This is a genomic window from Rathayibacter sp. VKM Ac-2926, assembly GCF_022815565.1.
In the GTDB taxonomy this organism is placed as follows: Bacteria; Actinomycetota; Actinomycetes; order Actinomycetales; family Microbacteriaceae; genus Rathayibacter; species Rathayibacter festucae.
This window is the reverse complement of the sequence record NZ_JALGRS010000004.1, coordinates 370,401-382,576: the sequence shown is the minus strand read 5'-3', so window position 1 is coordinate 382,576 and position 12,176 is coordinate 370,401. Positions and strand designations below refer to the sequence as shown.

The window sequence follows — 12,176 nt, the reverse complement described above, 5'->3', positions numbered from 1 at the left end:
CCAACCACAACGAGCCAGCCACAAGATCCTTTCCCCGCCCTGCACTGGCGCCGAAGGCGCCCCCTCCGCTCGATACGCCCGCTCCGCGGCCTACTCGATCAGCATGGCTGAGCCGGTCCGGCGGTCCGCCCTCAGGCGAGCGCGCTCTCGATGGAGGGCCGCAGGTCGGCGGCACGGCGCGCTCCGGGCGCGAGAGCAGCTCGATCGCGTCGCCGACCTCGACGCGCTGATCGCGCCCTCATCGCGATCCTCCAGCGCCTCTCCAGCCGAGGGTCCACCCCGCGGCCTACAGTGACCGAGTGGAATCCGTGCTGCTCTTCGTCCTCGGCGTCGTCATCATCGCCGTGGGCGTCGCCCTGTCGATCGCGCTGCACGAGGTCGGGCACCTCGTTCCGGCGAAGCTCTTCGGGGTCAAGGTCACGCAGTACATGATCGGCTTCGGCCGGACGGTCTTCTCCGTCCGCCGCGGCGAGACGGAGTACGGCGTCAAGGCGCTGCCGCTCGGCGGCTACATCGCGATGATCGGGATGTACCCGCCCAAGCACCCGGGCGACCGCGTCGGCGAGTCGAGCACGGGCTTCTTCAACGGACTGAACGGCAACGAGTCGGCGCCCGACCCCGAGCCCCGCCGCGGCGGCTACGCGACCATGATCGACGAGGCCCGCGCCGCCAGCGCCGAGACCATCGGCGAGGGCGAGGACCATCGCGCCTTCTACCGGCTCGCGGTCTGGAAGCGCGTCATCGTGATGTTCGGCGGCCCGTTCATGAACCTCGTGATCGCCACCGTCCTCTTCGCGGTGCTGCTCTGCGGCATCGGCGTCGCCCAGAACACCTCGACCATCTCCACGGTCTCGCAGTGCGTGGTCCCGGCGAGCGACACCACCACCGAGAGCTGCTCAGCCGACGACCCGCTCGCGCCCGGCGCCGCCGCCGGCATCCTGCCCGGAGACACCATCACGGCGATCGACGGCACGTCGGTCTCCTCCTGGAACGACCTCACCCCGATCATCCGCGCGTCCGCCGGCGTGCCGCTCAGCGTCGCCGTCGAGCGCAACGGGCAGCCCCTCACCCTGACGATCACCCCGGCCGAGAACGAGGTGGCCGTCACCGACGCCGCGGGCAACGCGGTGCTCGACTCCTCCGGCGCGGTCGAGACGCAGACCGTCGGCTTCATCGGCATCTCGCCGACCCAGGCCCTCGTGCAGCAGCCGATCACCGCGGTCCCCGGCACCGTCGGCGAGAACATCAGGAGCGTCGCGGGGGTCATCCTCAACCTGCCGCAGCGCCTCATCGACGTCGCGCAGGCCGCCTTCGGGACCGAGGCCCGTGACGCGAACGGCCCGATCAGCGTCGTCGGCGTCGGCCGCATCGCCGGCGAGATCGCCGCCTCCGACCAGCTGCCCGTCGTCTCCAAGGTGCAGACGATGGTCGGCGTCCTCGCCTCCCTCAACGTCGCGCTCTTCGTCTTCAACCTCGTCCCCCTCCTCCCGATGGACGGCGGCCACATCGCCGGCGCCCTCTGGGAGGGCCTGCGCCGCCGCATCGCCAAGCTCTTCGGCCGCCGCGACCCCGGCCCCGTCGACATCGCCAAGCTCCTCCCGCTCACCTACGCCGTCGTCCTGCTGCTCGGCGGAATGAGCGCGCTGCTGATCTACGCCGACATCGTGAAGCCGATCACGCTGTTCTGAGCTGTCTTGCGAGCCGGTCCCTGCCCGGCTCGTCGCAGTCGGCTTTGCGACGGGTGGTGTTGAGAGGAGCGGGTTGCGGTCGGCTAGCGCGAATCGCTGGCACGCGATTCGCGCGTTCGCCTTGGAGGTGGCGCCGGTCCCTGCCCGGCTCGCCGCGGTCGGCTTTGCGACGGGTGGGGTTGGGAGGAGCGGGTTGCGGTCGGCTAGCGCGAATCGCTGGCACGCGATTCGCGCGTTCGCCTTGGAGGTGGCGCGCCGGTCCCTGCACGGCTCGCCGCGAGAGGTCGGTCTGATCTGCAGGCGAGGGGGCCGGGGGGAGTCGAGGGGACAGGTGTGGACGCGTGGCGGGCGGGGGATCGCCTGCGGATCGGACGTCGGCGGGTCGCTCGCTCGGGGAGGCAGGGCCGGCGCGGGCGGTGGAGATCGGCGGGACCTGGGAACCGGGGGAGCGGCGGCGTCCGGCCGTGCGGCGCGCGTACGATGGGGCTCGTGCCTGCTGTGAATCTGGGTTTGCCCAAGGTCCCCGTGACCCTCGCCCCCCGCCGGAAGACCCGTCAGATCAAGGTCGGGAAGGTGCTGGTCGGCGGCGACGCCCCGGTCAGCGTGCAGTCGATGTGCACGACGCCGACCACGAACATCAACGCGACGCTCCAGCAGATCGCCGAGCTCACCGCCTCCGGCTGCGACATCGTGCGCGTCGCCGTGCCGAGCCGCGACGACGCGGAGGCGCTGCCGATCATCGCGAAGAAGAGCCAGATCCCCGTCATCGCGGACATCCACTTCCAGCCGAACTACGTCTACGCCGCGATCGACGCGGGCTGCGCGGCCGTCCGGGTGAACCCGGGCAACATCCGCAAGTTCGACGACCAGGTCGGCAAGATCGCCGCCGCCGCCAAGGCCGCGGGCGTCTCCATCCGCATCGGCGTCAACGCGGGCTCGCTCGAGCCCAGCCTGCTGCAGAAGTACGGCAAGGCCACCCCCGAGGCGCTCGTCGAGAGCGCCGTCTGGGAGGCGAGCCTCTTCGAGGAGCACGACTTCCACGACTTCAAGATCTCGGTCAAGCACAACGACCCGGTGATCATGGTCCAGGCCTACCGCCAGCTCGCCGAGCGCGGCGACTGGCCGCTGCACCTCGGCGTCACCGAGGCCGGCCCCGAGTTCCAGGGCACGATCAAGTCGGCGACGGCGTTCGGCATCCTGCTCGGCGAGGGCATCGGCGACACCATCCGCGTCTCGCTCTCCGCGCCGCCCGCGCAGGAGGTCAAGGTCGGCCTGCAGATCCTGCAGTCGCTCAACCTCCGCGAGCGGAAGCTCGAGATCGTCTCCTGCCCGAGCTGCGGCCGTGCGCAGGTCGACGTCTACACGCTCGCGAACGACGTGACCGCCGGCCTCGAGGGCATGAGCGTCCCGCTCCGCGTGGCCGTCATGGGCTGCGTCGTCAACGGACCGGGCGAGGCCCGGGAGGCCGACCTCGGCGTCGCCTCCGGCAACGGCAAGGGCCAGATCTTCGTCAAGGGCGAGGTCATCAAGACCGTCCCCGAGTCCGAGATCGTCAAGACGCTCATCGAGGAGGCCAACCGCCTGGCCGCCGAGATGCCCGCCGACGACACCTCGACCGGCTCCCCGGTGGTCGTCGTCTCGAAGTGACCGCGGGCGGTGGACCGGCACCCGCCCGGTCCGCCGCCACCCCGGACCGCGCGGGACACCCCGCCGCGGACTCCGGATAGGATCGTCCCTCGTGGTTACCCGTCTCTCGCACCTGTTCGTCCGCACCCTCCGAGAGGATCCGGCCGACGCCGAGGTCGCGAGCCACCGCCTCCTGGTCCGGGCCGGCTACATCCGCCGTCAGGCCCCCGGCGTCTTCGCCTGGCTGCCCCTCGGTCTCAAGGTCAAGCGCCGCATCGAGGCGATCATCCACGCCGAGATGGCGGCCGCCGGCGCGCAGGAGGTCCACTTCCCCGGGCTGCTGCCCCGCGAGCCCTACGAGCTCTCCGGCCGCTGGACCGAGTACGGCGACGGCGTCTTCCGCCTGAAGGACCGCAAGGACGCGGACTACATGCTGGCGCCGACCCACGAGGAGTTCTTCACCCTCCTGGTGAAGGACCTCTACTCGTCCTACAAGGACCTGCCGCTCTCGCTCTACCAGATCCAGGACAAGTACCGCGATGAGGCGCGCCCCCGCGCCGGCCTCCTGCGCGGTCGCGAGTTCACCATGAAGGACGCCTACTCCTTCGACTACACCGACGCCGGTCTCGACGCGAGCTACCAGGTGCAGCGCGACGCGTACGAGCGGATCTTCGCGCGGCTCGGCCTCGAGTACGTGATCGTGCAGGCGGACGCCGGCGCGATGGGCGGATCGCGCAGCGAGGAGTTCCTGCACCCGACTCCGGTCGGCGAGGACACCTTCGTGCGCTCGGCCGGCGGCTACGCGGCCAACGTCGAGGCGTACCGGACCCCCGTGCCCGAGGCGCTGCCCGTGGACGGGCTCGCCGAGGCGCGCGTCTTCGACTCGCCCGGCACCCCGACCATCCAGTCGCTCGTCGACCTCGCCAACGCCCAGGAGCCGCGCGCCGACGGCCGCGCCTGGACCGCCGGCGACACGCTCAAGAACGTCGTCCTCGCGCTCACCGCGCTCGACGGGACCCGCGAGCTCGTCGTCGTCGGGCTGCCCGGCGACCGGGACGTCGACCTCAAGCGTGCCGAGGTCGCCTTCGCCCCCGCCGAGGTCGAGGCCGCGACCGAGGAGGACTTCGCGAAGCACCCCGCGCTGGTCAAGGGCTACATCGGCCCGTGGTCGGCCGAGGGCGCCGTCCTGGGGGAGGAGTCCGCGAGCGGCATCCGCTTCCTGCTCGACCCCCGCGTCGTCGAGGGCACCTCCTGGATCACCGGAGCGAACACCGCCGGGAAGCACGTGCTCGACCTCGTCGCCGGCCGCGACTTCTCCGGCGACGGCGTCGTCGAGGTGGCCGACGTCCGCAGCGGCGACCCCGCTCCCGACGGCTCCGGCCCGATCGAGACCGCCCGCGGCATGGAGATCGGCCACGTCTTCCAGCTCGGCCGCAAGTACGCGGACGTGCTCGGCCTCAAGGTCCTCGACGAGAACGGCAAGCTCGTCACCGTCACCATGGGCTCCTACGGCATCGGCGTGACCCGGATCCTCGCGATCATCGCCGAGAGCAACCACGACGACCGCGGGCTGATCTGGCCCGAGAACGTCGCACCGTTCGACGTGCACGTGATCGCGACCGGCAAGGACCCGGCGGCGCTCGCGCTCGCGGAGTCGGTCGGCGCCTCGCTCGAGGCCGCGGGCCGCGACGTGCTGATCGACGACCGGCCCAAGGTCTCGCCGGGCGTCAAATTCGGCGACGCCGAGCTGATCGGCGTGCCGCTGATCGTCATCGCCGGCCGCAGCGCCGCCGACGGCATCGTCGAGCTCTGGGATCGGCGCACCGGCGAGCGCGAGCAGCTGCCCGCCGCCGAGGCGCTCGCCCGCCTCGGAGCCTGAGCGCCTCCGGTCCCTCCGTCCCGTCCGCCCTCAGCGCGGTCGGTTATGCTCAATGGTCCCGACGCGCGGGCCCGGCTCCTGCCGTGGCGCCGCCGGCGCCGGACCGGTTTTCGACGTGGTCGCGCTGCGCCGCCACGCCCCAAGTGAATAGAGAGAAAGGCCCGCCCATGGACATCGACCTGAGCGTTCTGCGCCTGCTGGAGCGCGAGCGCGAGATCCCCTTCGAGGAGCTCGTGCAGATCATCGAGCAGGCGATCCTCACCGCCTACCTCAAGCACATCGGCCAGGCGGACGACGCCGACAAGGCCACCGCCGTGGACGCCCGCGTGCATCTCGACCGCAAGACCGGGCACGTCAGCGTGTTCGTGCCCGAGATCGACGAGGAGGGCGCCGTCGTCGGCGAGTCCGAGGACTCGCCGCGCGACTTCGGCCGCATCGCGGCCTTCGCCGCCAAGCAGGTCATCAACCAGCGGCTGCGCGACATCGGCGACGAGAAGGTCCTCGGCGAGTTCAAGGGCCGCGAGGGCGACATCGTCGCCGGCGTCATCCAGCAGGGCCCCAACCCGAAGATGATCCACGTCGACCTCGGCTCGATCGAGGCGATCCTCTCGCCCGAGGAGCAGGTGCCCGGCGAGGACTACAGTCACGGCCGCCGCATCCGCGTCTACGTGACGAGCGTCAGCCGCGGCCCGAAGGGCCCGTCGGTCCAGGTCTCGCGGACGCACCCGTCGCTCGTCCGCAAGCTCTTCGCCCTCGAGGTCCCGGAGATCGCCTCCGGCGTCGTCGAGATCGTCTCGCTGGCCCGCGAGGCCGGCCACCGCACCAAGATCGCCGTGCGGGCGACCGAGCCGGGCGTCAACGCCAAGGGCGCCTGCATCGGCGAGCTCGGCCAGCGCGTCCGCGCGGTGACCGCGGAGCTCAACAACGAGAAGATCGACATCGTCGACTACTCCTCCGACCTGCCGACCTTCGTCGCCAGCGCGCTCTCGCCCGCCAAGGTGACCAGCGCCTTCGTGATCGACCAGAGCCTCAAGGCCGTCCGCGCCCTCGTGCCGGACTACCAGCTCTCGCTCGCGATCGGCAAGGAGGGCCAGAACGCCCGACTCGCCGCCAAGCTCACCGGCGCCAAGATCGACATCCAGCCCGATTCGGTGATGGACGGGGAGTGATCCCCGCTGTCGGCGGTGCGGGGAGGCGCTCCCGGGAACGAGGGAGTACAGTGGAACCCGTCAGAACGTGCGTCGGCTGCCGTCTGCGCGCCCCAAGGGCCTCACTTCTGAGGCTCGTCCTCCCCTCGAACGTCCTCGTGGTAGATCCGCGGGGTGTCCGTGCTGGGCGGGGAGCGTGGCTGCACGACGCGTACGACTGCTACGAGCTCGCGGTGAAGCGCCGCGCGTTCAGCAGGGCGTTCCGGACGCGCGAGAGCGTGGACGCGAGCGCCGTGGAGCAGTACGTCACCCGTGACCTGACCGGCTCGGCTCCTCACCCTGAGGAACCGGCCAGGCGAACGATCACACCGCAGAGAGAACAGGCAGAACGGCCCGTGAACTGATCATGAGCAACGACTGATGAGCGGCTCGAAATGAGATCCGTCCGTTTGTGATGGCCTGCCCCGTCTTGGGCGCAGGTCCGAGACAGGAGAGAAGTGGCTAAACCACGCGTGCACGAGATCGCCGCCGAACTCGGCGTCGACAGCAAGGTCGCACTTGCGAAGTTGAAAGAACTGGGCGAGTTCGTCAAGGGACCGTCCTCCAGCATCGAACCCCCCGTCGCCCGCAAGCTCCGCCAGGCCCTCCAGGGCAGCGCGAGCACGGGTGCATCGTCGACCCCGTCGGCGCCCACCGCCGGCACCGCCCGTCCTGGGGCTCCCCGCCCCTCGGGTGCCCGCCCCTCCGCGCCGATGCCCGGCCCGGCCAAGCCGCCCGCTCCGGCGCCGGCTCCGCCGATGTCGGTCGCCGAGCGTCAGGCTGCCGCTCAGGCCGCCCAGGAGGCCGCGGCCGCGGCTCGCGCCCAGGCCGCTGCGAACGCCCCCGCCGCTCCGGCTCCGACCGAGGCCGCCGCTCCGGCGCCCGCGGCCGAGAAGCCCGCCGCAGCGACCCCCGCCGCCTCGCCCGCCACCCCCGGCGGGCCGAAGCCGGCGACCCCGCGTCCGGCCCCGGCGGCAGCCCCGCCGAAGTCCGGCGGCAGCAGCTCCGCTCCCGGCGGCTCCAGCCGTCCCGGTGGCGCCCCGCGTCCGGGGAACAACCCCTTCGCGAGCAACCAGGGCATGGGCCAGCGTCCCGCGACGCCCCCGCGCCCGGGCAACAACCCGTTCGCCAGCTCGCAGGGCATGGGCTCGCGCCCGACGCCCAGCAACATCCCCCGTCCCGCGGCCCCCCGCCCCGGTGCGCCCCGACCCGGCGGACCCGGCATGGGCCAGCGCCCCGCCGGCTTCGGCCAGCGTCCCGGCGGTCCCGGTGGCGGAGCCGGTCGTCCCGGCGGCCCCGGCCGTCCGGCCGGCGGCGGCTTCCAGCGCCCCGGCGGCGCTCCCGGAGCGGGCGGCGGCTTCGCCCCTCGTCCCGGTGGCGGCGGCGGTCGCGGTCGCGGCCCCGGCGGTGGTACCGCTGGTGCCTTCGGTCGCGGTGGCGGCAAGAGCAAGGCCCGCAAGTCGAAGCGCACGAAGCGTCAGGAGTTCGAGCTCAGGGAGGCCCCGTCGCTCGGCGGCGTCAGCGTCCCCCGCGGCGACGGCAAGACGGTCATCCGTCTGCGCCGTGGCGCGTCGATCTCGGACTTCGCCGACAAGATCGAGGCCATGACCGGCGTGCCGGTGCCCCCCGGCAACCTGGTCACCGTCCTCTTCGCCCTCGGCGAGATGGCGACGGCGACCGAGTCGCTCGACGAGGCCACCTTCGAGGTGCTCGGCGGTGAGCTCGGCTTCAAGATCCAGGTCGTCTCGCCCGAGGACGAGGACAAGGAGCTCCTCGAGGGCTTCGGCCTCGACCTCGAGCAGGAGCTCGAGGACGAGACGGACGAGGACCTCCAGATCCGTCCCCCCGTCGTCACCGTCATGGGTCACGTCGACCACGGAAAGACGCGCCTGCTCGACGCGATCCGCAACGCCAACGTCGTCGCCGGCGAGGCGGGCGGCATCACGCAGCACATCGGTGCGTACCAGGTCGTCGCGGAGCACGAGGGCATCGAGCGCCCGATCACCTTCATCGACACCCCGGGTCACGAGGCGTTCACCGCCATGCGAGCCCGCGGTGCCCAGGTCACGGACATCGCGATCCTCGTGGTCGCGGCGGACGACGGCATCATGCCGCAGACCATCGAGGCTCTGAACCACGCCCAGGCGGCCAACGTGCCGATCGTGGTCGCGGTCAACAAGGTGGACAAGCCCGACGCCAACCCGGCCAAGGTGCGCCAGCAGCTGACCGAGTTCGGCCTCGTCGCCGAGGAGTACGGCGGAGACGTCATGTTCGTCGACGTGTCGGCCCGCGCGAACACCGGCATCCAGGACCTCCTGGACGCCGTGCTGCTCACCGCGGACGCCGGTCTCGACCTGCGCGCCAATCCCGACAAGGAGGCCCGCGGAGTCGCGATCGAGGCCAAGCTCGACAAGGGACGCGGTGCCGTCGCGACGGTCCTCATCCAGTCGGGAACGCTGCGCGTCGGCGACGCGATCGTCGCGGGAACGGCCTACGGCCGCGTCCGTGCGATGGCCGACGAGAACGGCGTCGCCGTGCTCGAGGCAGTGCCGTCGCGACCGGTGCAGGTGCAGGGACTCTCGTCCGTGCCCCGCGCCGGCGACACCTTCCTCGTCACCGAGGAGGACCGCACCGCCCGCCAGATCGCCGAGAAGCGCGAAGCCGCTCAGCGCAACGCCCTGCTGGCCAAGGCCCGCAAGCGCATCTCGCTCGAGGACTTCACCCGTGCTCTCGAGGAGGGCAAGGTCGAGTCGCTCAACCTCATCATCAAGGGCGACGTGTCCGGTGCCGTCGAGGCGCTGGAGGAGTCGCTCGTCAAGATCGAGGTCGACGACTCGGTGCAGCTGCGCATCATCCACCGCGGCGTCGGTGCGATCACGGAGTCCGACGTCAACCTCGCGACGATCGACAACGCGATCATCGTGGGCTTCAACGTCCGCCCCGACCCGAAGGCCCGCGAGCGCGCTGCTCGAGAGGGAGTGGACATCCGCTTCTACTCGGTCATCTACAACGCGATCGAAGAGGTCGAGAACTCGCTCACGGGCATGCTCAAGCCCGAGTACGAGGAGGTCCAGTCCGGTGTCGCCGAGATCCGCGAGGTGTTCCGCTCCTCCAAGGTCGGCAACATCGCGGGTGTCATCGTCCGCTCCGGCACGATCACCCGCAACTCGAAGGCGCGCGTCATCCGCGACGGCGTCGTCGTCGGGGACAACCTCGCCATCGAGTCGCTGCGTCGCTTCAAGGACGACGTCACGGAGGTCCGTACGGACTACGAGGCCGGTATCGGTCTCGGCAAGTACAACGACATCCAGATCGGCGACGAGATCGAGACGATCGAGATGAAGGAGAAGCCGCGAGGCTGACCCTGATGCTCACTGGAAGGCCCGGGTCCGCCCGGGCCTTCCGGCGTTCCTGGGGTCCTGGGCTTCCGGCTTTCGGCCGCTGGTCCGACGAGGGATCGGGAGGCCACTCCTGCCCTCGCGCGACTTCCCGCGGGCCTGCGGCCCGCCCGCCAGACCCGAGCCTGTCGCGCGAGGGCAGGAGTGGCCTCCCTCCCTGCGGGAGGATCGACTCGACAGAAGTCGCGGGAGCGGTCCGGTCCTTCGGGGCACGTCGCGTCGGGTACCTGCACCAGCACGTCGGGTGGGGCGCCTGCGCGGGAGGGGGACCGGGAGTACGGACTTCCGCCTGTACGGACGGGAGGTGCGGGTGGGGTGTCTCGTCGCGGCTCCTGGCTCGGGTCTGGCGGGCGCGGCGCAGCCGCGCGGGAAGGAGCCGCGGCGAGGCACCCCACCCGCGCCGGCGCAGCCGCGCTGCAGCCAGCACGAAGACCTGGGGTGAGCTCGCGAGGGCAAGCCCCCAGCAAGACGACCGGCAGGACTGCCGGGGAGTGGTTAGATGGCGAGCCGAACGGTTCGTCGAGAGAGATGAGGACCAGCCATGGCAGATCCGGCACGGGCGAGGAAGCTCGCCGAACGGATTCAGGTGATCGTCGCCAAGCGGCTCGAGCGCGGACTCCGCGACCCCCGACTCGGCTTCGTCACCATCACCGACGTGCAGGTGACCGGTGACCTGCAGCACGCCTCCGTGTTCTACACGGTCTACGGCACCGACGAGGAGCGCGCCGACTCGGCGCTCGCCCTTAAGGCGGCGACCGGCATGCTCCGCACGGAGGTCGGCAAGAACATCACGGCGCGGCTGACGCCGTCGCTCGAGTTCATCCTCGACGCGATCCCGGAGAACGCGAAGCACATCGAGGACCTCCTCGCGACGGCGCGCAACCAGGACACCCAGGTGCAGTCGCTCGCCGCGAAGGCGGACTACGCCGGCGACGCGGACCCCTACGTGAAGCCGCGCGAGGACGAGGACGAGGACTAGGCAGCAGGCCTGAACACCGCGGAGCCCGTGGCGACGTCGACCGATTCCAGGACGACGACGACACGGGCTCCCGGCGTCTGCGGCACCGGGACGTCGACGGTCATCTCCGGGTCGAGCAGCTGGACCTGCGAGCGGGTCCTCGCGGAGGAGACGACGACGCCCTCGAAGGAGGTGCCCTCGCGGCCGCGGAGGATCGCGGCCTCGACGACGGCGGTGGCGGCGCGGGAGGCGGCTCCGGAGCGGCGGTCGCTCGCGGTCATCAGCGCGGGCAGCTCGGGCAGGGCCGTGCGGAGCCAGGCCGGGAGCTCCGCTCCGGTCGAGATCGCGAGGCAGGTGGCCAGGCCGAAGCGGTCGACCAGGCGGCGGAGCGGGGCCGTGACGTGCGCGTACGAGGCGGCGAGGGCGGACTGCTCGGGCTGCTCCGGGGCGGCGCCGTCGAAGGCGGTGTAGCCGGCTCCGCGGAAGAGCGTCGCCGCGGCCGACATGATCGCGAGCTGGGCGGGGTCGGCGGTGTCGAGGCGGCGGAGGTAGGCGCCGTAGAGCTCGTCGGCGCCCCAGGGGACGCCGAGGGCCTCGGTGCGGGCGCGGAAGGCGGCGACGGTGTCCTCATCGGCCGCGGGCATGGTGCGGAGGATGCCGACCCCCGCGTCGAGCATCATCGTCGCGGCCGCCATGCCGGTGAGCAGCGAGACCTGGGCGTTCCAGCCCTCCGAGGGGAGGGGTGCCCGGCGCTCGATCCGGTAGCCGCCGTCGACGGCGACGATCTCCTCCTCGGGGAGGGCGAGGCTCGCTCCGCCGCGCTCGGCCTCGCGGGCGAGGCGCTCGGCGCCGAACCAGGGGAGGAGCGCGATCGAGGGGTGCGGGTCGCCCGCGTCGACGGTGCGCTGGACGCCGGCGTAGTCGAGGCGGGCCGTGCTGCGGACCAGGGCTCGTTCGAGGCGGACCGCCCGCGGCTCGGCGGCGTCGTCGAGCTCGAGGGTCCAGACCAGGGCGCGGCGCTCGAGGTCGGGGAGCAGCGAGGCGGTGCCCTCGGAGAGGACCGGCGGGTGCAGCGGGACGCGGCCGTCGGGGAGGTAGTAGGTCTGGCCGCGGCGGCGGGTCTCTGCGTCGAGGGCGCCGCCGGGGCGGACGACGGCGGGCACGTCGGCGATGGCGTAGCGGAGCACGACTCCGGAGGACCGCCGCTCGAGGTGCACCGCCTGGTCGAGGTCGAGGGAGCCGGGCGGGTCGATCGTGACGAAAGGGACGCCCGTGAGGTCGATCCGGCCTGCGTCGTCGGCCGTGCGGTCGGCCTGCTCGGCCTCGGCGAGGGCGTCGGGCGGGTAGGCGCCCGGCAGGTCGTTCGCGGTGCGGACGGCGGCGAGCGCGCTGTCGAGCTCGGCGTCGGGGCGGGGGAGTCGGAGTCGGCGACCGGTCACG

Annotated in this window: 8 protein-coding genes; 7 read left to right on the top strand and 1 reads right to left on the bottom strand. The window is 72.0% G+C overall.

Going from position 1 to position 12,176, the window contains the following annotated elements; all coding sequences use genetic code 11:
- Window positions 1-299 precede the first annotated feature (299 nt).
- The 7 genes from MT351_RS07990 (at window position 300) to rbfA (ending at window position 10,757) form a co-directional block, all read left to right on the top strand.
- On the top strand, window positions 300-1,688 hold the full coding sequence (locus tag MT351_RS07990; RefSeq protein WP_243581834.1) for an RIP metalloprotease: 1,389 nt from the start codon (window positions 300-302) through the stop codon (window positions 1,686-1,688).
- A 489-nt stretch (window positions 1,689-2,177) separates the two neighbouring features.
- Window positions 2,178-3,335, top strand: a complete 1,158-nt coding sequence (gene ispG / locus MT351_RS07985; RefSeq protein WP_123445529.1) for a flavodoxin-dependent (E)-4-hydroxy-3-methylbut-2-enyl-diphosphate synthase — start codon at window positions 2,178-2,180, stop codon at window positions 3,333-3,335.
- Window positions 3,336-3,426: 91 nt separating this feature from the next.
- Window positions 3,427-5,193 carry a proline--tRNA ligase gene (locus tag MT351_RS07980; RefSeq protein ID WP_123735377.1) on the top strand — a complete coding sequence of 589 codons (1,767 nt, stop codon included), beginning with the start codon at window positions 3,427-3,429 and terminating at the stop codon, window positions 5,191-5,193.
- Between the two features lie 167 nt (window positions 5,194-5,360).
- Complete coding sequence (nusA, locus tag MT351_RS07975) at window positions 5,361-6,362, top strand: transcription termination factor NusA (RefSeq protein WP_123445531.1); 1,002 nt, start codon at window positions 5,361-5,363, stop codon at window positions 6,360-6,362.
- Window positions 6,359-6,745: a YlxR family protein gene (locus MT351_RS07970; RefSeq protein ID WP_308197497.1), complete on the top strand. Its 387-nt coding sequence runs from the start codon at window positions 6,359-6,361 to the stop codon at window positions 6,743-6,745. The genes nusA and MT351_RS07970 overlap by 4 nt, the downstream gene beginning before the upstream one ends.
- A gap of 93 nt (window positions 6,746-6,838) precedes the next feature.
- Window positions 6,839-9,742, top strand: coding sequence for a translation initiation factor IF-2 (gene infB, locus MT351_RS07965; protein WP_123445533.1), 2,904 nt, complete (start codon window positions 6,839-6,841; stop codon window positions 9,740-9,742).
- A gap of 577 nt (window positions 9,743-10,319) precedes the next feature.
- Window positions 10,320-10,757, top strand: a complete 438-nt coding sequence (gene rbfA / locus MT351_RS07960; RefSeq protein WP_123445535.1) for a 30S ribosome-binding factor RbfA — start codon at window positions 10,320-10,322, stop codon at window positions 10,755-10,757.
- On the opposite strand, the gene MT351_RS07955 is transcribed toward rbfA, so the two are convergent.
- Complete coding sequence (locus tag MT351_RS07955; RefSeq protein WP_243581833.1) at window positions 10,754-12,175, bottom strand: ribonuclease catalytic domain-containing protein; 1,422 nt, start codon at window positions 12,173-12,175, stop codon at window positions 10,754-10,756. The genes rbfA and MT351_RS07955 overlap by 4 nt on opposite strands.
- Between the last annotated feature and the right edge of the window lies 1 nt (window position 12,176).